Here is a 22480-nt window from a genome sequence, read left to right on the forward strand (position 1 = left end):
GACCGGTGGCAGCGTGTCCCGAGCTCGACCGCCGGCAAGCCGACGGTCTCTCCGGGGCACCCCCGGGGGCGAGACATTGAGCCACGCAGCGCATCGCCGGCGCGCCACCGCGCTCCGCGCGAGACAGCGCAGGCACGACCGGGCATCGTCGGGGCACGCTGTTCCACCGGTACGGGTGTCAGCCGCGCTCGCGGACGCCTTCCTCACCACCCGCTGGCGACCCGGCCGTCTGGTCCGGATCGGCACGGCGGTGCTCGGCGGCCGGCCGCGCTGGCTCGGCGCCGTGGTGCTCGCGGTGCTGCGGGCGTACCGGCATCCACCGGCCGACCGTCCCCGCGAGCTGGCTGCCTTCCTCGCCGCGCTGGAGACGCCCGCCGGGCGCCGGCTCGTCCGGCGGCACCGGATCCGGCTGCGGCGGGCCACACCCGTCCGCGTGATCCGCATGCGCTGGCACACCCCGCCGATCGACGACCTGGCGGCGCTGGCGTCGTTCCTGGATCTCGGCGGCGACGAGCTCGACTGGTTCGCCGACCGCCGGGAATTGAACCGTCACGCCCACGACGAACGCCTGCGCCATTACCGCTACGCGTGGCTGCCCCACCGGCTGATCGAGGCGCCGAAACCCCGGCTGCGCGACCTCCAACGCCGGCTGCTCGACGACGTCCTGGGCCGCCTGCCGATCCACCCGGCCGCCCACGGCTTCGTCCCGGGCCGCGGCGTGCACACGTTCGCCGCACCCCACAGCGGGCAGCGGCTGGTGATCAGGATGGACCTGGCGGCGTTCTTCAGCTCGATCACCGCCGGCCGCATTTACGGCCTGCTGCGCACGGCCGGCTATCCGGAACCGGTCGCGCACACGCTCACCGCGATGATGACCACCCGCACCCCGGCGGCCGTGCTCCGCCGGTCACCCGACCGGCACCGCGCCGCGCTGCTGAGGCAACCTCATCTGCCTCAGGGTGCGCCGACGTCGCCGGCGCTGGCGAATCTGGTCGCGTACCGGCTCGACCGGCGGCTGGCCGGGCTGGCCGACCGGTTCGGCGTGCGCTACACCCGCTACGCCGACGACCTGGCCTTCTCGGGAGACCCGACCCGCGGCGAGGCGGCCCGCCTGATCGCCGCCGCCGGGGCCGTCGTGACGGACGAGGGCTTCCGGGTGCACCCCGCCAAGACCCGCATCCGCGGCCGCGGCGACCGGCAGCGCCTGGCGGGCCTCGTGGTCAACGACCACCCGGCCGTCGGCCGTGAGGACTACGACCGCCTGCGGGCGATGCTGCACGACGCCGCCCGCCACGGCCTCGAAGAGGCGAACCGGGAACGCCACGACGACTTCCCCGCGTACCTGCGCGGTCGCGTCGCCTGGATCGCCCACCGGCACCCCGCCCGGGCCGCCAAGCTGCACACCCTGCTGGCCGCCGCCCTCGCCGGCGACCGGCCTCGATGATTGCCGGGGCCGGGGACCGGGCACTGTACCGATCATGGTGCTACCCGGACCGGATCCCGACACCTACCCGCCGATCGACCCGGACGAGCCCGTGCCGGACGACCCGGGCGAACTCTCGCCGGACACCCCGGAGACGCTGCCGCCGGCGCCGGTCGAGCCGATGCCGGGCCCGGACGACCCCGGCTCCGTCCCCGCGGGCGAGCCCGAGCCGGTCTGAGACCCGTCGAGTTCGGCGCGGACGGCGGCGTCCGGGTGGTCGAGGCCGCCATCGCCGTAAACGGTTTGCGAGATCATCCGGCGCCCGGCAGGGTGGCCCGCGGAAGTGGTGGCGGGCGCCCCGGCAACGGGGACGGCGATGACGCCGAGGTCGGAACCGCACCGATTCCGGTCCCCGCAGCCACAGCTGATCCATCAACCCTGACAATGGCAGGGACCCGCGTGCCATGCGGCGCGCGGCCGCCTTACCAGGAGATTTCGCTGTGACCAGTCAACCCGTGGCCGCACCGGGCAAGCTCGACGCCGCCGTGCTGAAGATCGCCGGGGTGATCGTGCTCGGCGCGATCATGTCCATCCTCGACGTGACCGTGGTGAGCGTCGCTCTGCCCACCTTCCAGACCGAGTTCAAGGCCACGTACGCCGAGGTCGCCTGGACCATGACCGGGTACACGCTGGCGCTGGCGACGGTGATCCCGCTGACCGGCTGGGCGGCTGACCGCTTCGGCACGAAGCGGCTCTACATGACCGCCCTGCTGCTGTTCACCCTCGGCTCCGGGTTGTGCGCCACCGCCGACTCCATCAGCGAGCTCATCAGCTACCGGGTCCTGCAGGGCCTCGGCGGCGGCATGCTGATGCCGCTCGGCATGACGATCATGACGCGGGCGGCCGGGCCGGAGCGGATCGGCCGGCTGATGGCGGTGCTGGGCATCCCGATGCTGCTGGGCCCGATCGGCGGTCCCATCCTGGGCGGCTGGCTGATCGACATCGCCAGCTGGAAATGGGTCTTCCTGATCAACCTGCCGATCGGCGCGATCGCTCTCTGTTACGCCGCCTGGGCGCTGCCGAAGGACGCCCCGGAGCCGTCCGAGTCCTTCGACTTCCTCGGCATGCTGATGCTCTCCCCGGGCCTGGCCCTCTTCCTGTACGGCGTGTCGTCGCTGCCCGAGGCGGGGACCATGGCGGACAACAAGGTGTGGGTGCCGATGCTGGCCGGCGGCCTGCTGGTGATCGGCTTCATCCTCTATTCGTTCAAGCCGGCGCACCCGCTGCTCGACCTGCGCCTGCTGCGCAACCGCAATCTCTCGGTGGCCTCCGTCACGATGGCCGTCTTCATGGTCGCGTTCATGGGCGCCGGCCTGCTCTTCCCCAGCTACTTCCTCCAGGTCCGCGGCGAGTCGACGCTGCACGCCGGCCTGCTGATGGCGCCCCAGGGCATCGGCGCGATGGTCACCATGCCGATCGCGGGCATGCTGGCCGACCGGATCCCGGTCGGGCGTACGGTGCCGTTCGCGCTGGTCCTCATCGCGGCGGGCTTCTTCGCGTTCACCCAGGTGGGCACGGACACCTCGTACGTGCTGCTGTGCGGCGCGCTGTTCGTCATGGGCCTGGGCATGGGCGGCACGATGATGCCGATCATGACGTCCGCGCTGAAGACCCTCACCCACCACGAGGTGGCGCGCGGATCCACGCTGCTGAACATCCTGCAGCAGATCGCCGGCTCGGTCGGTTCGGCCGTCATGTCGGTGATCCTGACCAGCGAGCTGAACGAATCCCCGGCCATTCCGGGCGTCCTCGACCCGCAGACCGGCGCGCCGGTCACCGAGGCCGGCCTGGCGATCGGCGTCCAGCAGAACCCCGCTCTGGCTCAGCAGATCCCGGTCGAGCCCGGTCTCCTGGAGCGCGGCCTGCAGTTCGTGGCCGACTCGTTCGCGACGACGTTCTGGGTGGGCTTCGTGCTGGTCCTGGTCACCTTCGTTCCGGCGTTCTTCCTGCCGCGCAAGCGCGAGAAGTCTCACCTGCTCGACGACCGGCAGAGCGGCGAGCACGTCGCCGCTCCGGTCGTGCTCCACTGAATCGAGCTACGTTTCGGACATGGAGTACAGAACCCTCGGGCGCAGCGGCTGCGCCGTCTCCCGCCTCTGCCTGGGCACGATGACCTTCGGCGCCGAGTCCGACGAGAAGGTCTCGCACGCCCAGCTCGACCGCTTCGCCGAGGCGGGCGGCACCCTGGTCGACACCGCCGACGTGTACGCGGCCGGCGAGTCCGAGCGCATCATCGGGCGCTGGTTCGCCGACCGCCCGGCAGAGCTGACCGACCGGATCGTGCTGGCCACCAAGGGGCGCTTCGCCATGGCCGGCGATCCGAACGGCCTGGGCCTGTCCGCACGGCACCTCACCCGGGCGCTGGACGCCTCGCTCGGCCGCCTCGGATTGGACACCGTGGACCTGTACCAGGCGCACGCGTGGGATCCGGTCACGCCGCTCGAGGAGACTCTGCTGACCCTCGACGGCTTCGTGAAGGCCGGGAAGATCCGCTACTACGGGTTCTCGAACTTCACCGGCTGGCAGCTCACCAAGGCCGTCCACCTCGCCCGGAAGCTGCGCATCGCCGGTCCGGTCACGCTGCAGCCGCAGTACAGCCTGCTGGTCCGGGAGATCGAGTGGGAGATCGTGCCCGCCGCCCGGGATGCCGGACTGGGCCTGCTGCCGTGGAGCCCGCTCGGCGGTGGCTGGCTGTCCGGGAAGTACCGGCGCGATCAGCGGCCCTCCGGCGCCACCCGGCTGGGCGAGGATCCGGGCCGCGGCATGGAGGCGTGGGAGCGGCGGGGCACCGACCGTACGTGGGCGATCATCGACGCCGTCCAGCGGGTCGCGGAGTCGCGCGAGATCTCGATGGCCGAGGTGGCGCTCGCCTGGGTCACCGACCGGCCCGCGGTGGCCTCGACGATCCTGGGCGCCCGTACGGTCGAGCAGCTCGAGACGAACCTGCGGGCCGCGGACCTGCACCTCGACGAGGCTGAGACCGAGGCCCTGGACGCGGCGAGTGACCTGCACGCGCCGGACTACCCGTACGGGGTGCTCGGCGTGGACCAGCGCAGCCGCGAACTCGGCTGAGGGCGGCATAGGATCGGCTCATGGAGGCCACCTACTTCTTCGACCCTGCCTGCCCGTTCACCTGGCGCACCTCGCGGTGGCTGGTCGGCGTGGCGCCCGAGCGCGGCGTGACCCTGCGCTGGCGCGCGTTCAGCCTGAGCATCCTCAACGGCGGCGACGTCCCGGAGCAGTACAAGCCGATGATGGCCGCGTCGCGCAAGGCGCTGCGGCTGGTCGAGGCGCTGCGGGCGGACCACCGCGACGACACCATCGGCGCGTTCTACACCGAGCTGGGCACCCGGACGCACGAGGCGGGCGTGCCGCTGAGCGACGACATCGTGGTGCAGGCGGCCGAGGCGGCCGGCATCGCGGACCCGAAGGCCATCCTGGACGACGAGGCCTGGGACGAGGCGGTCCGCGAGTCGCACGACCTGGCGTTCGGCTCGGCGGGCCCGGACATCGGCTCGCCCGTGCTGCTGGTCGAGGGCGCCGCCCGCGGCGTGCACGGCCCGATCATCGGCGAGGTGCCCGGCCCCGAGGAGGCGCTCGCGATCTGGGACGCGGTCGTACCGCTGGCGCGCAGCGGTACCTTCTTCGAACTGAAGCGGGGCCGATCCTGACATTCCGCGTTTGACGGTTCGGCGCCGGTGGGTAATCGCGTCGCGCCGTCAGCATTCGTACGGGGGGAGCCCGCCATGGTCGAGCCGCACGTCACCCTGAACCCGGACAGTCTCGGGCCGGTCGAGGAGAAGCTGCGCGGCCCGCTCCAGGATCAGCTCTCCTCCGCGATGAAGGCCGCGTCCGATCGCGTCTCCGACGACTACCACGGTGAGCCCGTGGAGGAGGTCGCCGACGAGCTGCTCGACGAGACCAAGGCGGGCCTGCACCGCGACATCGCCGCGGGGTTCGTGCCCGACCAGCGCGAGCTGCGCCGGGTCGCAGAGGCGATCGTCCACGACCAGTGAAGAACGATCACGAATAGAGAAGCAGGCACGGCCGCGCCGCGGCTAGCGTGAGCGGCATGGACTCGACGAACGCCGCGCCGCACGCCGCCGACAGCCACGACCTGATCCGGGTGCACGGCGCGCGGGAGAACAATCTCAAGGACGTCAGCGTCGAGCTCCCGAAGCGCCGGCTGACCGTGTTCACCGGTGTGTCGGGCTCGGGCAAGAGCTCGCTGGTGTTCGGGACGATCGCGGCGGAGTCGCAGCGCCTGATCAACGAGACCTACAGCGCCTTCGTGCAGGGCTTCATGCCGACGCTCGCGCGGCCCGACGTGGACGTGCTCGAGGGGCTGACCACCGCGATCATCGTGGACCAGGAGCGGATGGGCGCCAACCCCCGCTCGACCGTCGGCACCGCCACCGACGCCAACGCGATGCTGCGCATCCTCTTCAGCCGGCTCGGGAAGCCGCACATCGGCTCGCCCCAGGCGTTCTCGTTCAACGTCGCCTCGATCAGCGGTGCCGGTGCGGTCACCATGGAACGTGCGGGACGAACCGTCAAGGAGCGTCGCGAGTTCAGCATCACGGGCGGCATGTGCGCACGCTGCGAGGGCATGGGCCGGGTCAACGACATCGACCTCGCCCAACTGTACGACGACAGCAAGTCGCTCAACGAGGGCGCGCTGACGATCCCCGGCTACAGCATGGACGGCTGGTTCGGCCGCATCTTCAACGGCTGCGGCTTCTTCGACGCGGACAAGCCGATCCGCAGGTTCACCAAGCGCGAGCTCAACGACCTGCTCTACAAGGGGCCGACCAAGATCAAGGTCGACGGCATCAACCTCACGTACGAGGGCCTGATCCCGAAGATCCAGAAGTCGATGCTGTCCAAGGACGTCGACGCGATGCAGCCGCACATCCGCTCCTTCGTGGAGCGGGTCGTCACATTCACCGTCTGCCCCGAGTGCGACGGCACCCGGCTCAGCGAGGCGGCGCGCTCGTCGAAGATCAAGAAGGTCAGCATCGCCGACGCCTGCGCGATGCAGATCAGCGACCTCGCCACCTGGGTGCGGAACCTGAAAGAGCCGTCCGTGGCGCCGCTGCTGGAGAAGCTGCAGCACACCCTGGACTCGTTCGTCGACATCGGCCTCGGCTACCTCAGCCTCGAGCGGCCGTCCGGCACGCTGTCCGGCGGCGAGGCCCAGCGCACCAAGATGATCCGCCACCTCGGGTCGTCGCTGACCGACGTCACGTACGTCTTCGACGAGCCCACGATCGGCCTGCACCCGCACGACATCGAGCGGATGAACGGCCTGCTGCTGCAGCTGCGGGACAAGGGCAACACCGTGCTGGTCGTGGAGCACAAGCCGGAGGCCATCGCGATCGCCGACCACGTCGTCGACCTGGGCCCGGGCGCCGGCACCAAGGGCGGCGAGGTGGTGTTCGAGGGCACCGTCGAGGGCCTGCGGAGCGGTGGCACACTCACCGGGCGCCACCTGGACGACCGCGCCTCGCTGAAGCCCGCGGTACGCACACCGTCCGGCAAACTTGAGGTACGCGGCGCCGCCGCCCACAACCTGCGGAACGTCGATGTCGACATCCCGCTCGGCCTGCTCGTCGTGGTGACCGGCGTGGCCGGGTCGGGCAAGAGCTCCCTGATCCGCGGCTCGGTGTCGGGCCGCGACGGGGTGGTGTCGGTCGACCAGGGGGCGATCAAGGGCTCGCGGCGCAGCAACCCGGCGACCTACACCGGGCTGCTCGAGCCGATCCGCAAGGCCTTCGCGAAGGCGAACGGCGTGAAGCCGGCCCTGTTCAGCGCCAACTCCGAGGGCGCCTGCCCGACCTGCAACGGCGCCGGCGTCATCTACACCGACCTGGCGATGATGGCCGGGGTGGCCACCGTCTGCGAGGAGTGCGAGGGCAAGCGGTTCCAGGCGTCGGTCCTGGAGTACCGCTTCGGCGGCCGCGACATCAGCGAGGTCCTCGCCATGTCGGTCACCGAGGCCGAGGAGTTCTTCGGCGCCGGCGACGCACGCACCCCGGCCGCCCACGCGGTCCTGCGGCGCCTCGCCGACGTCGGGCTCGGCTACATCAGCCTGGGCCAGCCGCTCACCACGCTCTCCGGCGGCGAGCGGCAGCGGCTCAAGCTGGCCACCAACATGGCCGGCAACGGCGGCGTGTACGTCCTCGACGAGCCGACAACCGGCCTGCACCTCGCCGACGTCGAGCAGCTCCTCGGCCTGCTCGACCGGCTGGTCGACGCCGGCAAGTCGGTCATCGTCATCGAACATCACCAGGCCGTCATGGCCCACGCCGACTGGATCATCGACCTGGGCCCCGGCGCCGGCCACGCCGGCGGCCGGATCGTCTTCGAGGGCACCCCCGCCGACCTGGTGGCCGCCCGCCCCACCCTCACCGGCGAGCACCTGGCCGCGTACGTCGGCGGTTAGCCCATCCGGGTGAGGGCGGCGCGGACCCGGGCCACGTCGCGGCGGCGGCGTTCCAGGGTCGCCGCGACCCCGACGAGCAGCAGGCCGGCGGCCGCCAGCGGGATCCAGCGTGGCAGCAGGTCCCACACCAGGGCCGCCTCGTGCAGCGCCACCAGCGTCAGCACGACGCCGCCGGCCACCACCGGGGCCTGCAGCCGCGCCCGGGACCCGGCCAGCAGCACCGCCAGCGCCGCGACGCCGAGCAGCAGCCGGCGCAGCGGCTCGCCCTCGCCGGTCAGCACCGAGGCCAGCGTCGGCAGGAGCGCCGCCGCCAGCGCCGGGCCGTAGGCGGCCCAGCTCGACAACCCCGGCACGGACCTCCGCGCCAGCAGGCCGGCCAGCAGCGCCACCCCGGCCGCCGGGATCGTGTACGCCTCCACGACCGCGACCTGCTCCGCGGCGAGCAGCAGCCACCACCCGCCGACCTCGGCCGACGCCGCAGCGACCACGTGCACCCGCTGCCCGCCCGCACGGCGCACCAGGGCCCGCAGACCGAGGGCGATGCCCCAGAGGGTGCACACGGCGGCCGCGTACCGGGCCGAGCCGACGGTGAGCAGGAGTGCGACCAGGGCCCCGCCGTGCGCCGCCGCCTGCAGCACCCGGCTCTCGACCGGGCGCCGCAGCAGCGCACCGCCCGCCAGCACCGCCGCGGCCGCCGCCAGCACCACGAAGGCCGTACCCGCCACGGTCAGCTCGACCGCCCGCCCCGCCGTGTACGCCGTCACGAACGCGGACCCGGCCGCCGCCGACCACCCGGCGATGCGCGCCCCGGACGCCCGGCCGGCCGCCCCCACGGTCACCCCGGCGATCACCGTCGCGCCGAAGGCGGCCATCGTCGCCGCGTCGGTCGCCAGCGCCGCGGCGAGGGCGGCGGCGAGCAGGCCGGCCCCCACCGGCACCGCCGCCCCGGCCCGCCGGGCGGTCCCCCGGAGCGCCGCCACGATCAGCAACGCGAGCCCCGTCACCAGCGCGGCGGCCGGGACGCCCGGCCACGGCAGCCGGAGTGCGGCCGTACCCATGACAGCCGCAACCGCCACCACGGGCAGCGCGGCCCACAACGCCGCCGACCATCCCCGCAGCAACCGCGCGCCGATCCCGGCGGCGACCGCAACGGTCGCCGTCGCGGCGACGTCGGCCCAGGCCACCGGCCCGCTCCACCGGTCGCCGGCGTGCGCCCACGGCCCGGCGAAGACGGTCAGCAGCCCGCCCGCGGCCTCGGCCAGCCACGCGGCGCCGAGCAGCGCGGCGGCGGCAGCCGCCCACACCCGGTCCTCCACGTCGAGCAGCGGCACCGACGCCGCGATCAGCACCAGGCCCACGGCCGCGTAGATCGCCGCGGAGTCCCCGGAGGCGTACGCCCCGAGCGGCGCTGACACGACGACCAGCAGGACCGCCGCGGTCGCCCACCGCCGGTCCCGGTGGATCAGCCACAGCGTCCCCACGAGGGCGGCCGCGGCGGCGAGCACGACCCGGCCCTGCACGGCGGCCGACCACCCCAGCGCCGCCGCACCCTGCCAGGCCGCCGGCGCGAGCGCCAGGAGGCCGGTGGCGAGGGCCGCACCCCCGATCCACTGCGGCCCTCGCCAAGCCGTCACCAGCGCGATGCCGGCCACCGCCGCCAGGGTCGCCGCGGCCACCCCGGCCTCGGCGGACGCCACGACCACGGCATGCACCACCAGCAGCCCCGCAACCCCGGCCGCCCAGCCGCCCTCACGCGCACCCACGGCCGCCGAGCCGCCCGAACGCAGGGCCCCGGCCGCCGAGCCGCCCGGACGCGCGGCCCCGGCCGACGCGGCGCTACCGGCCGCCCAGGGGGTGCCACGCGCGGCGAGGATCAGCGCGGCGATCACCACGGCCAGGTCCAGCGGCGGGGCGGCCCACCACGCCAGCCCCAGACCCGCGGGCGCCGCCAGCGCCAGGGCCGTGGCTCCGCCGAGCCCGACCGCGGCGTACGGCAGCAGCACAGTCGCCCCCGCGGTCAGCACGACCAGCACAGCGGGCAACCGCCAGTCGGCGTCCCCGGTCGCCGCGGCCACGGCGGTGTCGAGCAGGGCCACGAGTGCGGCGGGCGCCATCGTGATCAGGGCGCCGATCCGCGGCCCTCGGCGTACCCGTGCGGGAAGCAGGCGGACCCCCACGGCCGCCGCGGCCACGACCGCAGCGACCAGCACCGGGGCCGGGCGGGCACCGCCGGCGACCTCCGCGAAGCGGGCTGCCGCGATCACGAACGCCACGACGACCAGCGCCCCGGCACCCACCCGCGCGGCCGGGACCGGCGCTCCGAGCGCCCCGGTGAGCACCACCAGCGCCGCCACTACCAGCGCGGACGCCGCCAGGGCCGCCTGCGCGGTGGTACCGGCGAGGGCCAGCGCGACCAGCGCGAAGATGCCGGAGGTGCTGACGGCGATGCCGCCGAGCGCGTACGCGGCGATCCCGACCGGGCCGAGCGCCGACCGGCGCAGGTGCACCACGGCCAGGTCGATCAGGGCCACGGCGCTCATCGTGTACGCCCACCCCGTGGCGTCCGGGTGCAGCGGCGCGACGAGCAGCGGCAGCACCGGCTGGGCCACCACCAGGGCGGCGAAGCGCGGGCCGACCAGCCCCGTGACGTGCTCGTATCCGGCGGCGACCGCGGCGGTCACCGCGCACACGGCTCCCGCGTAGCCGTACGCGGAGTAGTCGGCGATGCCGAAGAGGTTGACGTACCAGGCCGCGTACCCGTCGAGCAGGACCAGCAGCAGCCCGACCGCGGCGAAGGTCTCCGCGGTCGCGGTGAGCCGCCGGCGCAGCGCGGCGAGCGGCGCGGCCAGGGCCACGACCGTGACGACGGCCAGCAGGCCGGCCCGGCCCCGCACGCCGAACTGCGACCACGCCACGGCGGTGAAGACGATCGCGGCCACGGCCAGCAGCAGGCCGCCGAGCGTGAACAGCGTGTTCTGCACGAGCCGCGTGGAGGTCTCGGTCAGGACCCGCGCCGAGGCCTCCGCGGTCGCCGTGGTCATCGGCGCGGTCATCGCGGGAGCGTGCGCCGGCCGGGGTGCGGCCTTGGCGGCGGCGGCGACGGCGGCCCGCACCCGGGTCGCGGCGGCCTCCCGCCCGGTCCAGGCCCGGCGCAGCGCCGCATCGGCCCCCGCGACGGCCTCCCGAGCGGCGGCGAGCCGCGCGGTCAGCACCGGGATCTCCGCGTCCAGACGGACGACCTCCGCGGCGTCGGGGTCCGGGCCCCGGCCACACCCCGGGCAGCCGGTGGCGAGGGAGGCTTCGGTACGGCAGTACGGGCACGGGTACGCGGTCACCGGATGATCCTCGCGGCAAGCCCCGCTCAGCTCCTGAGTCGGCGTACTCAGGAGTACTAGGTGCTCGACCAGGACGTCCAGCGGTGCACGACGATGCGCAGGAACGGGCCGGGCGGCGGCGTGATCTCGTACTGGGGATAGCGGTCGATGAGGGCGGGCTCCGGCACGTCGGTGACGGTGGCGACGCCGTCCGCGCGGGCCCACCACAGCGCCGACCAGTCCTCGTCGTAGTGGTCGGCGAGCACGCTCACCCGCGGCTCGTGCGCGATGTTCGCGAGCCGCTGCAGGCTGCGGTGCCGCTTCGGCTTGGCGTCGACGGCGGTGTGGATCACGTCGCCGACCAGCGCGAACACGATCGGCACCAGGTGCGGCGCCCCGCCGGGGGTGACGGTGGCGAGCCGCGCGACCCGGGCGGCGGCGAACCGCTCGGCCGGCGTCATCGCCCGGTCAGCTCGCCGATCGCGCGCTCCCAGCGCTCCAGCGCCGCCTCGACCACGCTCCACGGGCCGGACGGCAGCCAGCACGACGCCCGGTGCACGCCCGCGGTCTCGAGCTTCTCCAGTACGGCCGGGTCGGGCGGGACGCTGAGCAGCTGCACCTGGACCGGCCGCTCGGCGCGGGCCCGCAGCTCGGCGATGCGGTCCAGCAGGTCGTCGGCGCCGTAGTTGGGGAACCAGCCGTCGCCGTACGCCAGCACCCGGTCGAGCACGGTGGGCCCGTAGCCGCCGACCAGCACCGGGGGCCACGGCCGCTGCGCCGGCTTCGGCCACGACCAGATCCGGTCGAAGGAGACGAACTCGCCGGCGTACGAGGCCTCCTCCTGGGTCCAGATGGCCTGCATGGCGCGGACCCGCTCGCCGAGCAGCCGCATCCGGGTACGCGGGTCCGTGCCGTGGTTCGCCATCTCCTCGCGGTTCCAGCCCGCGCCGACGCCGAACTCCAGGCGCCCGCCGGAGAGGTGGTCGACCGAGGCGACCTCCTTCGCGGTGGTGATGGGATCCCGCTCGACGACCAGGCAGACGCCGCTGCCCACCCGCAGCCGGGTGGTGGCCCCGGCAGCCGCGGTCAGCGCGACGAACAGGTCGTACGTGTGCCAGTACTTGCGGGGCAGGACCGGGCCGCCGGCGTACGGCGTCTCCCGGCTGGCGGGGATGTGGGTGTGCTCGGCGAAGAAGAGCGCGTCCTGGCCCCGTTCCTCCACCCGCCGGGCGATCTCACCGGGGCGGACGCCGTCATGGGTGGGGAAGTAGCCGACACCGAACTCCATGCCCCGAGTCTAGGGCCGGATCAGCGCCCGCCGACGTACGTCAGGAGAGCCACCAGCGCGATGATGCTGAGGAGCAGGCCGATACCGGCCCCGCGCCGACGATCAAGCCGTCCATCTCGGCCTTGAGGAGCCGTCTGCAACGGCATGTACAACCGAGGGAGAAACGGTGTCGTCCGTGCGCTCACCGACCCGGCGATCCGGGACCGGAACACCGAATTCCTCTACGTCCGGCAGTACCGCTGGCCAGCATCCCTCCCACGAGAAGCTGCTGGTCCGCGACGTCGCGCTGCCGGACGCGGCCGCCCTGGACGCGATCATCGTCCCGACGGCGCGGGCGGTGTCGATGCTGGACCACGCCGTCAGCCTGGCGATGAAATTCGGCTGCCCGCTCGTGGTGTTGTGCAGCCGGCGGGCCGACGCGGCGGCCGCGCTCGACCGGGCCCGGGGCACGGGCGTCGCTATGAGCGCCGCGGACTTCCGGGGTGAGTCCTTCCTGCCCCGGTTCCGCACGACGGAGCTGCTGAGGGGCCAGCCGGTGCGGCGCACCACGGACACGGCCGACAAACGCAACCTGGGCCTGGCCGTGGGCCGGATGCTCGGGTGGCGCCGGGTGCTGTTCCTCGACGACGACATCCGGGAGGTCGACGCCGGCCTGCTGGCCGGGGCGGCGGCCCTGCTCGATCACCACGACGCGGTCGGGCTCGAGAACACCGGGTTCGAGGACAACTCGGTGGTGTGCCACGCCAACCGGGCGACCGGCGGCGACCAGGGCACGTTCGTCGGCGGCGGCGCGCTGCTCATCCCCGCGGCCCGGAACATTTCCTTCTTTCCCCACATCTACAACGAGGATTGGTTCTTTCTGCTCAACGGCCGCCGGATCGGCAGCGTGGCCGTGGGCGGCGTCTGCGAGCAACAACCCTTCAATCCGTACGCGGACCCGGACCGCGCGCGGCAGGAGGAGTTCGGCGACTGCCTGGCCGAGGGGATGTTCTCGCTGCTCGACAACGGGCGCGAGGCCCAGGCGGCGACGGCCGAGTTCTGGGCGGGCTTCCTGCGCCAGCGGCACGACCTCATCACATCCATCCGCGACCGCGTGCCGACCGCGCCCCGGCTCGCGGACCACAAGCACGAGGCCGAGCAGGCCCTGGCGGCATCGCTGCGCAGCCTCGAGACGATCAGCCCGGGGCTCTGCGTGACCTTCCTCGCCAAGTGGCGGCGCGACCGCATGCGGTGGCGGCAGTTCCTCACGACGCTGCCGTCGATGACCTCCGCGGCTTCCGCCCTGACGTACCTCGGCGTTCCGGCTAGGAGTCTTCCGGGCGGTGCAGCGTGAGGATCAGGTCGACCACCAGCGCGGTCCAGCCCGTCTGGTGCCAGGCTCCCAGCCCCGCGCCGTTGTCACCGTGGAAGTATTCCGGGAACACCACGAGGTCCTTCCAGTCCGGATGGTTCTGGAAGAGCTCGCAGGCGCCGTAGATCGGCCTGCGGCCCCAGGAGTCGGGGACGAACAGCGAGATCAGCCGTCGCGAGAGGTCGTCGGCGACCTTGCTCAGCGGCGCCTTCGTCTGCGATCCGGTCGGGTACTCCACCATCAGGTCGTCGCCGAAGAACGCCGCGAACTCCCGCAGCGCCTCGATCAGCAGGTAGTTGACCGGCATCCACACCGGGCCGCGCCAGTTGGAGTTGCCGCCGAACAGGCCGCTCGTGCTCTCCGCCGGCTCGTACCCGACGGTGAAGTCGGAGCCGCCCAGCGACACCGTGAAGGGCTTCTCCAGGTGCGCCCGCGACAGGGTTCTCAGGCCGTACGGGGAAAGGAATTCCTCCGGATCGAGCATCCGGGCCAGGATCCGCAGCAGCTGGTCCTGGCCCACCATCGACAGCAACCGCTGCTGGCGGCCGTGCGGCGAGAGCCGGCGGGCGCTGATCACGTCGGCGTAGTCGGGCTGGTTGGCCAGCAGCCAGCGCAGCCGGGCACTCAGCTCGGGCAGGCGGTGCAGGGTGTCGGCGCTGAGCCGGGTGGTGGCCGCGAGCGGGAGCAGGCCGACGATCGAGCGGGCCTTGAGCGGCATCTTGTGGCCGTCCGGCAGGCGCAGCACGTCGTAGAAGAAGCAGTCCTCGTCGTCCCAGAGTCCCTGCCGGTACGCGGCCTCCGCGATGTACGCGAAGTGCTCGAAGAACTTCGTCGCCATGTCCTCGTACGTGCGGTCGTGCAGCGCGAGGCGGATCGACATGTCGAGCAGGTTGAGGGCGTACATGGCCATCCAGCCGGTGCCGTCGGACTGCTCGAGGACGCCGGCCACCGGCAGGGCCGCCGAGCGGTCGAACGGGCCGACGTTGTCCAGGCCGAGGAAGCCGCCCTCGAAGACGTTGTAGCCGCCGACGTCCTTGCGGTTGACCCACCACGTGAAGTTCAGCAGCAGCTTCTGCATGACCCGGGCGAGGAAGTCGTGGTCACGCCCGCCGTCGATCTCGAACACCCGCAGCGCCGCCCACGCGTGCACCGGCGGGTTCACGTCGCCGAACGCCCACTCGTACGCGGGAATCTGGCCGTTGGGGTGCATGTACCACTCCCGCAGCAACAGCAGCAGCTGCGCCTTGGCGAAGCCCGGGTCGACCCGCGCGATCGTGACGCAGTGGAACGCCAGGTCCCAGGCCGCGTACCAGGGATACTCCCAGGGATCCGGCATGGAGACGACGTCGAAGCTGTTCATGTGCCACCAGGCGTTGTTGCGCCCGTAGCGCCGCCCCGGCGGCGGTGGCGACGACCCGGGGTCGCCGTGCAGCCACTGCTTGACGTCGAAGTGATAGAACTGCTTGCCCCACATCAGTCCCGCGATGGCCTGCCGCGCGACGGCCGCCTCCTCCGCGGAGGCCGCCGCGGGGATGAGCTCGGCGAAGTAGGCGTCGGCCTCGGCCCGGCGCGCCTCGACCACCGAGGCGAAGCCCTCGCCTAGGTCCGGCTCCACCGGCTCGTCGGTCTCGGTCAGCCGCAGCCGGATCTGCCGGCTCTCCCCCGGCCCCAGCGTGACCTGGTAGTGCAGGGCGCCCTTCGTGCCGGTCCCGGCGGGGTTGACGGTCGGCGCGCCCCCCACGACGAAGTCGTTGATGCCGTCCTTGGGGAACATGCTCGTCCCCGGCAGCCCCCAGAGCCGCTGCGAGTTGGTCTCGTTGTCGCACATCAGCGCCGGCGGGTCGCCCTCACCGGCCAGGGTCAGCTGCCCGAGGTTGCGGTGCTCACCACTGATCCGGCCCGGGGTGCCGGTCAGCACCGGGACGGGCCGGTTCGGCAGCCCCCACGACCACGTGTTGCGGAACCACAGCGTCGGCAGCACGTGCAGGGTTGCCTCGTCCGGGCCACGGTTCGAGACGGTGATGACGACACACATGTCCCGCGGCCCCGCCTTGGCGTAGTCGACGGTCACCGCCCAGAACCGGTCCTCGTCGAAGATGCCGGTGTCGACCAGCTCGTACTCGGGCTCCTCACGGGAGCGCCGGCCGTTGACCGCGACCAGCTGGTCGTACGGAAAAGCGCTCTGCGGGTAGTGATAACGCCAGCCCATCCACGAATGCGTGGGCGTCGAGTCCTGGTACCACCAGTACTCCTTGACGTCCTCGCCGTGGTTGCCGCCGTCGCCGCCCAGCCCGAACATCCGCTCCTTGAGGATCGGATCCCGGCCGTTCCACAAAGCCAGGGCGAAACAGAAAGTCTGCCGGTCGTCGCACACGCCGGCCATGCCGTCGTCATTCCACCGGTACGCCCGGGAGCGCGCGTGATCGTGCGGAAAGTAGTCCCAGGCGGTGCCGTGCTCGCTGTAGTCCTCCCGCACGGTGCCCCAGGCCCGTTCGGCCAGGTAGGGACCCCAGGCTCGCCACGGCTGCTCCCCGGAGTCCCCCCGCGCCAGGCGCTCGCGCTCCGCCGCCACGCCGTCGCTCACCCCCACACCTCGACCTTCGTCCCCCGCCGGTCACCCCTGAGACTGTTGCGGCCCGGTGTTACGAACACTAACCGAAGGTGTCTCGTGGGAGATCCACTACCGCGACGGCGGTACGGGCGGGAGCTACCCGTCTGCCCATTTCTCCAGGTCGAGGTTCTGGAGGAAGTGCGGCGCGAACATGCCCAGCACCGCCAGGACCGCGACCACCGTGAACAGTGAACGCAGCACCAGGGTCTCGCCGCGGCCGCCGACCCGGACCGCCATGCCGTTGGGGACTCCGACCATGCGCCACATGCGGCGGCCGGTCGGGATCGGCCAGAGGATCGGTACGCCGTTCTTGGTGATCATGTCGCCGAAGAGGTGGACGACGCAGCCCACCCCCACCGCGAAGCCCAGCATCGGGTAGCCGCGGTCGCCCGGCAGGCTCGCACCCGTCGACCAGGCGATCACGCCCGAGGCCAGGGTCACGATGAGCCAGCCGGCGCGTTCCGCCCATTCGTCGAAGAGGCCGCGCAGCGCCAGGCCGGCCATGAGGAAGACGATCGCGACGACCGCCCATTTCCCGTACGCGGCGCAGGCGGTCGTCGTGCCCCAGCCCACCAGGCCGGCGAACGGCAGGGTGTGGGTGAACGTACGGTGGCCGTTGTTACGGCGCGGGTCGCGGCTCAGCTTCGTCGCCGTGTAGATGCCCAGCGAGATCTTCTCGACCACCTCGGCGACGAACAGCGAGAAGACCCCGAACGTGCGGGCCACCGTGGCGCCGCCCTGGTTGCGGGTCACCTTGCCGGACAGGTCCAGGTCGGGCAGGAGCGCGCCGCCCGCGCAGACGGTGGCGCCGACCGCGACGGCGAGCGGGCTCTGGCCGTACCCGGCGAAGTGGTCCAGGGCCCAGCTGCCGGCCAGCCAGACGGATGCGCCCGACAGCGCGTGCGACGGACCCATCATGGTCTTGCCCACCCCTCCCCGTAAGGCGCCTACTGTCGCATCGCGGGGTGGGGTGGGCAACGACCGCCACGTCTACTGTGGAGTGGCCATGATCACCGATAGTCCGGCGCGTTCCACGGCGCGACGTGCCGGCGGTAGTAGCGGCTCCGCGCGTCCGCGCCGTGGCGCGCGTGCCTCATCAGGCCGATGACCAGGAACGCGAGCGGAATCGCGGGCCAGAAGAACGGCGCGCCGGAGAGCGCCCAGAGGCCGGTCAGCAGCGCAGCCACGAACACCACGAAGCCGGCGTGACGGCGGACGTCCCGGCGTGTCGCGGCCCGGGCCTTCGGCGTCTCGGCGAGCGCCCGGCGGCCGCCGTCGGGCAGGTCGGCGGTGAGCGGTGCGAGCTCGTCGCGGTATCTGGCCGCGTACACCTGTCCGAGCCGTTCCTCGCCCTCCTCGAGGGTGAGCCGGCCCTCGGTCATGGCGGCCCGCAGGATCTCGGCGACCTGCTCGCGCTCGGAGTCGGAGGTGCGGAGCCGGGTGGCGGGGTTCGGATACATGGTCTCCTCCTGCAACGTGGCGGGGTGCTGCATTCCAGGGTGGTCGCGCCGGCGCCGGGCCGCGTCGGTCCTGCGGAGCATTCGGTACGCGGTGAGCGGCGCACCCACCGTCACCGGCGTACGCCCCAGGGAGTACGCCGGCCCGCGCCGCTACTCCGGGCGGCGCAGGGGCTGACCCCACCTCGTGCCGATGCCCCGCCCCGCCGGGGTGCCGTAGCGTCGTTGCCGTGCGAGACCACCGCCGGTACCGAGGCCCGTGGCGGCCGCCCCGGCACGGCTCGGGGCCGGGCGCCGTCATCGGCGTGTTGTGTTTCCACGTCTTCGGCAACCGGGCGGAGGCCGCCGCACTCCTCCACGCCACCCAGGTCATCGCGTGGACGCTCCTGCTGATCGGCCCGTTGGCGCTCGCCTGGCGCCGCAAGGCCCCGCTCGCGGTGCTGGCGGTCGCCGGGACGGCGACCATCGGGCTGGCGACGCTGTTCCCGCCCTCCTGGACCTACGCCGTCGCCCCGGCCGTCGCACTGTTCACCGCCGTCAGGACCGGCCGCGGGCGCCCTGCCCTCGCCGTGGCGGCCACCCTGTACGCGGCCTGGGTCGCCGTCACCGGGATCTTCGCCGAGCAGCTCGGGGTCCCCGAGGCGGTCCGGCTCGGAGTGCGGGACGCCGTGCTCGCCGCGCTCGGCCTGGGGCTGGCCATGGTGCTCGGCAACGCCGCACGGTCCCGGGCGGCGTACATCGCCGAGATGACGAAGGTGAACGCCGAGCGGGCCCGGGCCCATCAGGAACAGGAGCGCCGCCAGGCCTCCGACGAGCGGCTGCGCATCGCCCGCGAGCTGCACGACGTGCTGGGCCACCACCTGTCGCTGATCAACGTGCAGGCCGGCGTCGGCCTGCACCTGATGGACAACCGGCCCGAGCAGGCCCGAGAGGCGCTGACGGCGATCAAGACGGCGAGCGCGGAAGCGCTGCGCGAGGTACGGGCGGTGCTCGGCGTGCTGCGCCCCGAGGAGGAGGCGGCGCCCCGGCAGCCCGCGCTGGGACTCGACCGCCTCGCCGACCTCACCGCGGATGCCGGCCTGCCGGTCAGCACCACCACGGCCGGGGAGCGGCGTCCGCTGCCGGCCGAGGTCGACCGGGCGGCGTACCGGATCGTGCAGGAGGCCCTCACCAACGTGCGCCGCCACGCCGCCGCGGATGGCGCCGAGGTCGCGATCGAGTACGCCCCGGCCGAGCTGCGCCTGCGGATCCGCAACGACGGCACCGCGGTCGCCGCCGAGCCGGACGGCGCGGGCTCGGGGATCGCCGGCATGCGCGCCCGCGCCGAGAGCCTGGGCGGCACGCTGAGCGCGGGCCCGCTGCCCGAGGGCGGATACCTGGTGGCGGCGACGCTGCCGACCGCCGCTGCCACCGAGGGGGAACCGTGATCAAGGTGCTGCTCGCCGACGACCAGGCCCTGGTCCGCGCGGGCTTCCGGGCCCTGCTGGACGCCGAGCCCGACATCGAGGTGGTCGCCGAGGCCGGCGACGGCCTGGCGGCGGTACGCCTGGCCGCCGAGACCCGCCCCGACGTGGTGCTCATGGACATCCGCATGCCCGGCGTCGACGGCCTGGAGGCGACCCGCCGGATCGCCGCCGAGCCCGCCCTGGCCGCGACCCGGGTGGTCATCCTCACCACGTTCGAGCTCGACGAGTACGTCTTCGAGGCGCTCCGCACGGGCGCGTCCGGGTTCCTGGTGAAGGACACCGAACCCGTCGAGCTGCTGCGCGGCATCCGCGCGGTGGCAGCCGGCGACGCCCTGCTGTCGCCCAGCGTCACCCGGCGAGTGATCGGCGAGTTCGCCACGCCCGGCGGCCGGGGCCGCCCGGCCGCCCCGCCCGAGGCCGTCGAGCGCACCCTGGCGCAGCTCACCGACCGGGAACGGGAGGTGATGGTGCTGGTCGGCGAGGGGCTGTCCAACGACGAGATCGCGGCGCGCCTGGTGATCAGCCCGGCGACGGCGAAGACGCACGTCAGCCGCACGATGGTGAAGCTCGCCGCCCGCGACCGCGCGCAGCTGGTAGTGCTCGCCTACGAGGCCGGGCTGATCCGCCCGGGCTGGCTGGCCTGACTCCCTTCGACGGACTCGCCCGGCTGGGCGAACCAGGCCGGGGCACCGTCGTCGAGGGCCGTACGGATCCGCTGGAGCGCGAACGCGCTCAGCTCCGGCAACGCGTCCAGCGGGAACCAGCCGACCGCGATGGACTCCTCGTCGTTGACCCGGGCCTCGCCGCCCGTGGCGCGGCACCGGAACCAGGTGTTCACCATGTGGCACCGGTCCCCGTTGGGATAGGTGACCTCGTGCAGGGCCACCCCGGCCAGGCGCTCCACCTTGACCTGGACCGCGGTCTCCTCGAGCACCTCCCGGGCGACGGCCTCGGCGGGCTGCTCGCCGGGGTCCATCAGCCCCGCGATCAGCGACCACCGGTGGTTGTCGCTGCGCTGCCCCAGCAGAATCTCGCCGCGGTCGTTGAGCACGACGGCGCTGACCGTGGGGAACATGATCAGGTCATGGCCCACCCGGGCGCGCAGGTTCTTGACGTAGTCGGATGCCGGCACCCGCAGAACCCTACGGCCCCGCCAGCCGCCGGGCGCGCAACCCCTCCGCCACCGACCACGCCTGGAACGGGCAGCCGGTGGCGCCGTGCGGCGCGTCCCCGTCGGCGGTCTCGGAGACCGACCCGAGCCCGTACTCGCCGAGGTGACCGTCGGCGTCGGACAGGGTCTGCTCCGCCGACACCCCGAGCCGGTGCCAGGCCGCCACGTACGGCCCGGTCAGCCAGGGCCACACCGTACCCGTGTGGTACGCCGTGTCCCGCTGCGCCGGCGAGCCCCGGTGACTGCCGCGATAACCGGGCGCCCCGGGCGCGAGACTGCGCGGACCCAGCGGCGTCATCAGCGCCGCCCCGATCGTCTGCAGCGCGGCCGGCTCGGGGCGCAGCGGCGCGTACGGCAGCGACCAGGCCAGCAACTGGTTGGGCCGCAGCGTCGCGTCGTCACCGCCGGGCCCGTCCACCACGTCGTAGAGAAGCCCGCCACCGGCCGGGAACCGCCGCGCGAACGAGGCGAGCGCCGCGGGATGGGCCCGGGTCGCCGCCCCGGCGTTGGTCCGCGCCTGCCAGGCCAGCTTGATGACCATCGCGAGCCCGTTGACCCACAACGCGTTCACGTCGACCGGCTTGCCCGCCCGCGGCGTCACCGCCACCCCGTCGACCCGCGCGTCCATCCAGGTCAGCGCTTCGCCCGCGGCGCCCTGCCGGAGCAGCCCGTCAGCCGGGTCGACGCCGATGCCGTACCGGGTGCCGGCCAGGTGCGCGTCGACGACCGAGCGCAGGTCCGGCACCAGCTCGGCGGCCAGGTCGGTGTCCCCGGTGAGCGCCACGTGCCGGCCGACCGCGTGCAGGAACCACAGTGTGCCGTCGACCGTGTTGTACTCCACGCTGCCGGTGTCGGCGGTGTTGGCGAGCATGCCCTGCGACAACGTCGCCGCGTAGCTCTGCAGCAGCGACCGGCCCACCGTCTCCCGCCCGGTGGCGAGGAACAACCCCTCGTAGCTGATCATCGTGTCCCGCGACCAGGCCCCGAACCAGGGATACCCGGCGACCACATCGGGCCCGGCCGCGGTCCGCACCACGAAGGAATCGGCCGCCAGCGCCAGGGTGGCCTGCGCATCGTCGGCCGGTGCGGCCGCTGCCACGACCGCCCGATGACGGGTACGCGCACCCGCGACGACCTCCTCGGCCGGCTCGGGGGCGGCGGTCAGGTCGTCCGCCCACGCCGACACCGACGCGGTGGCCCCGGCCTGGCGCAGTTCGGCTTGGAAGCTCCCCGCGTACCAGAGATCCTCAATGGGTGTCAGTCCGCGCGCCGCCTCCTCGCGGTGCCGCACACCGCGGAACCACTGCCCCGAGCCCCGAAATCCGGGCCCCCGCAACCGGTACGCGCCGTCGACCACGCACCCGCCGTCCACCTCGACGACATCGGGCTCGGGACCGGCGGCGGTCCGCTCCCCGTGCACGTCACGCCACGTGCACAGCGCTTGCAGCCGCAGGCTGACCGGCCCGCCGGTGAGGAGCCGATGGACGACGGCGAGGCTGCTGCGGCCGTACGCCATCGCGATCTCCCGCTCGAGCACCACGTCACCGATCCGCCACCGCCACCGCGGCAACCCGTCCACGAGCTCGAACCCGGAGAGAAGCTCGTAGCCCCGAGGAGCGACGGCACCGTCGGCCCACTCGTGCGTGCCGAGACGCACCACCGCGCCGGACGCGAGCGTGACGACCGGATCGAGCGAGACGAGCCCGAGGTGACGCGCGGCCGGCGTCTGTCCCGCCACGACCAGCAGCCCGTGATAGCGCCGGGTACGCAGCCCGCTGACGGTGCCCATGGCGTACCCGCCGAGACCGTCGGTGAGTAGCCACTCGCGCGCGGCGCCTTCGTCGAGGCGCCCGCAGACCTGCGGACCGAACGCGATGCGACGCATGGTCGTCCT

Annotated in this window: 18 protein-coding genes; 10 read left to right on the top strand and 8 right to left on the bottom strand. The window is 73.3% G+C overall.

What is annotated here, in order from left to right:
- The first annotated feature begins 175 nt into the window (after nucleotides 1–175).
- The 7 genes from AB0368_RS20035 to AB0368_RS20065 all read left to right on the top strand — a co-directional run bounded on the left by AB0368_RS20035 (nucleotide 176) and on the right by AB0368_RS20065 (nucleotide 7928).
- Complete coding sequence (locus tag AB0368_RS20035; protein ID WP_366155397.1) at nucleotides 176–1444, top strand: reverse transcriptase family protein; 1269 nt, start codon at nucleotides 176–178, stop codon at nucleotides 1442–1444.
- Nucleotides 1445–1478: 34 nt separating this feature from the next.
- Entirely contained in the window at nucleotides 1479–1661 is a 183-nt protein-coding gene (locus tag AB0368_RS20040; RefSeq protein ID WP_366155398.1) for a hypothetical protein, read from the top strand.
- Nucleotides 1662–1923: 262 nt separating this feature from the next.
- Nucleotides 1924–3513, top strand: coding sequence for a DHA2 family efflux MFS transporter permease subunit (locus tag AB0368_RS20045; RefSeq protein WP_366155399.1), 1590 nt, complete (start codon nucleotides 1924–1926; stop codon nucleotides 3511–3513).
- Nucleotides 3514–3532: 19 nt separating this feature from the next.
- Nucleotides 3533–4555: an aldo/keto reductase gene (locus AB0368_RS20050; RefSeq protein ID WP_366155400.1), complete on the top strand. Its 1023-nt coding sequence runs from the start codon at nucleotides 3533–3535 to the stop codon at nucleotides 4553–4555.
- 20 nt (nucleotides 4556–4575) lie between these two features.
- Complete coding sequence (locus AB0368_RS20055) at nucleotides 4576–5154, top strand: DsbA family protein (RefSeq protein WP_366155401.1); 579 nt, start codon at nucleotides 4576–4578, stop codon at nucleotides 5152–5154.
- 75 nt (nucleotides 5155–5229) lie between these two features.
- Entirely contained in the window at nucleotides 5230–5499 is a 270-nt protein-coding gene (locus AB0368_RS20060; RefSeq protein ID WP_366155402.1) for a hypothetical protein, read from the top strand.
- 56 nt (nucleotides 5500–5555) lie between these two features.
- Nucleotides 5556–7928: an excinuclease ABC subunit UvrA gene (locus AB0368_RS20065; protein ID WP_366155403.1), complete on the top strand. Its 2373-nt coding sequence runs from the start codon at nucleotides 5556–5558 to the stop codon at nucleotides 7926–7928.
- Here AB0368_RS20065 and AB0368_RS20070 read toward each other — a convergent pair.
- The 3 genes from AB0368_RS20070 to AB0368_RS20080 are packed head-to-tail and all read right to left on the bottom strand — an operon-like array spanning nucleotide 7925 to nucleotide 12530.
- Nucleotides 7925–11263, bottom strand: coding sequence for a hypothetical protein (locus AB0368_RS20070; protein WP_366155404.1), 3339 nt, complete (start codon nucleotides 11261–11263; stop codon nucleotides 7925–7927). The two genes, AB0368_RS20065 and AB0368_RS20070, sit on opposite strands and share 4 nt — an antisense overlap.
- Before the next feature lie 56 nt (nucleotides 11264–11319).
- Nucleotides 11320–11703 (bottom strand): TIGR03668 family PPOX class F420-dependent oxidoreductase, encoded by a 384-nt coding sequence (locus AB0368_RS20075; protein ID WP_366155405.1) that lies wholly within the window; start codon nucleotides 11701–11703, stop codon nucleotides 11320–11322.
- Entirely contained in the window at nucleotides 11700–12530 is an 831-nt protein-coding gene (locus AB0368_RS20080; RefSeq protein WP_366155406.1) for an LLM class F420-dependent oxidoreductase, read from the bottom strand. The genes AB0368_RS20075 and AB0368_RS20080 overlap by 4 nt, the downstream gene beginning before the upstream one ends.
- 175 nt (nucleotides 12531–12705) lie before the next feature.
- Between AB0368_RS20080 and AB0368_RS20085 the strand changes: the two genes are divergently transcribed.
- Complete coding sequence (locus tag AB0368_RS20085) at nucleotides 12706–13863, top strand: hypothetical protein (RefSeq protein ID WP_366155407.1); 1158 nt, start codon at nucleotides 12706–12708, stop codon at nucleotides 13861–13863.
- Here the strand turns inward: AB0368_RS20085 and AB0368_RS20090 are convergent.
- The 3 genes from AB0368_RS20090 to AB0368_RS20100 all read right to left on the bottom strand — a co-directional run bounded on the left by AB0368_RS20090 (nucleotide 13835) and on the right by AB0368_RS20100 (nucleotide 18033).
- Nucleotides 13835–16465, bottom strand: a complete 2631-nt coding sequence (locus tag AB0368_RS20090; RefSeq protein WP_366155408.1) for a glucosidase — start codon at nucleotides 16463–16465, stop codon at nucleotides 13835–13837. The two genes, AB0368_RS20085 and AB0368_RS20090, sit on opposite strands and share 29 nt — an antisense overlap.
- A gap of 123 nt (nucleotides 16466–16588) precedes the next feature.
- Entirely contained in the window at nucleotides 16589–17410 is an 822-nt protein-coding gene (locus AB0368_RS20095) for a metal-dependent hydrolase (protein ID WP_366155543.1), read from the bottom strand.
- Between the two features lie 92 nt (nucleotides 17411–17502).
- Nucleotides 17503–18033, bottom strand: a complete 531-nt coding sequence (locus AB0368_RS20100) for a DUF1707 domain-containing protein (protein ID WP_366155409.1) — start codon at nucleotides 18031–18033, stop codon at nucleotides 17503–17505.
- A 146-nt stretch (nucleotides 18034–18179) separates the two neighbouring features.
- Here AB0368_RS20100 and AB0368_RS20105 point away from each other — a divergent pair, with 146 nt between their 5' ends.
- The gene (locus tag AB0368_RS20105; protein WP_366155410.1) at nucleotides 18180–19376 is read left to right on the top strand and encodes a sensor histidine kinase; all 1197 of its coding nucleotides are present in this window, start codon (nucleotides 18180–18182) and stop codon (nucleotides 19374–19376) included.
- Nucleotides 19373–20059: a response regulator transcription factor gene (locus AB0368_RS20110; protein ID WP_366155411.1), complete on the top strand. Its 687-nt coding sequence runs from the start codon at nucleotides 19373–19375 to the stop codon at nucleotides 20057–20059. The genes AB0368_RS20105 and AB0368_RS20110 overlap by 4 nt, the downstream gene beginning before the upstream one ends.
- Here AB0368_RS20110 and AB0368_RS20115 read toward each other — a convergent pair.
- Both AB0368_RS20115 and AB0368_RS20120 read right to left on the bottom strand, forming a co-directional pair.
- A complete protein-coding gene (locus AB0368_RS20115) occupies nucleotides 20020–20547 on the bottom strand; it encodes an NUDIX domain-containing protein (protein ID WP_366155412.1) in 528 nt (175 codons plus the stop codon). The two genes, AB0368_RS20110 and AB0368_RS20115, sit on opposite strands and share 40 nt — an antisense overlap.
- Before the next feature lie 10 nt (nucleotides 20548–20557).
- Entirely contained in the window at nucleotides 20558–22471 is a 1914-nt protein-coding gene (locus AB0368_RS20120; protein WP_366155413.1) for an amylo-alpha-1,6-glucosidase, read from the bottom strand.
- Nucleotides 22472–22480: the final 9 nt, after the last annotated feature.

The organism is Actinoplanes sp. NPDC051475 (genome assembly GCF_040689425.1).
Lineage (GTDB): Bacteria > Actinomycetota > Actinomycetes > Mycobacteriales > Micromonosporaceae > Actinoplanes.

What these genes read in the sequence shown, in the direction of transcription:
- AB0368_RS20040 (WP_366155398.1), top strand. Translation starts at nt 1,479, where the DNA reads ATGGTGCTACCCGGACCGGATCCCGACACCTACCCGCCGATCGACCCG.
- AB0368_RS20050 (WP_366155400.1), top strand. Translation starts at nt 3,533, where the DNA reads ATGGAGTACAGAACCCTCGGGCGCAGCGGCTGCGCCGTCTCCCGCCTC.
- AB0368_RS20055 (WP_366155401.1), top strand. Translation starts at nt 4,576, where the DNA reads ATGGAGGCCACCTACTTCTTCGACCCTGCCTGCCCGTTCACCTGGCGC.
- AB0368_RS20060 (WP_366155402.1), top strand. Translation starts at nt 5,230, where the DNA reads ATGGTCGAGCCGCACGTCACCCTGAACCCGGACAGTCTCGGGCCGGTC.
- AB0368_RS20065 (WP_366155403.1), top strand. Translation starts at nt 5,556, where the DNA reads ATGGACTCGACGAACGCCGCGCCGCACGCCGCCGACAGCCACGACCTG.
- AB0368_RS20075 (WP_366155405.1), bottom strand. Translation starts at nt 11,703, where the DNA reads ATGACGCCGGCCGAGCGGTTCGCCGCCGCCCGGGTCGCGCGGCTCGCC.
- AB0368_RS20080 (WP_366155406.1), bottom strand. Translation starts at nt 12,530, where the DNA reads ATGGAGTTCGGTGTCGGCTACTTCCCCACCCATGACGGCGTCCGCCCC.
- AB0368_RS20095 (WP_366155543.1), bottom strand. Translation starts at nt 17,410, where the DNA reads ATGATGGGTCCGTCGCACGCGCTGTCGGGCGCATCCGTCTGGCTGGCC.
- AB0368_RS20100 (WP_366155409.1), bottom strand. Translation starts at nt 18,033, where the DNA reads ATGCTCCGCAGGACCGACGCGGCCCGGCGCCGGCGCGACCACCCTGGA.
- AB0368_RS20120 (WP_366155413.1), bottom strand. Translation starts at nt 22,471, where the DNA reads ATGCGTCGCATCGCGTTCGGTCCGCAGGTCTGCGGGCGCCTCGACGAA.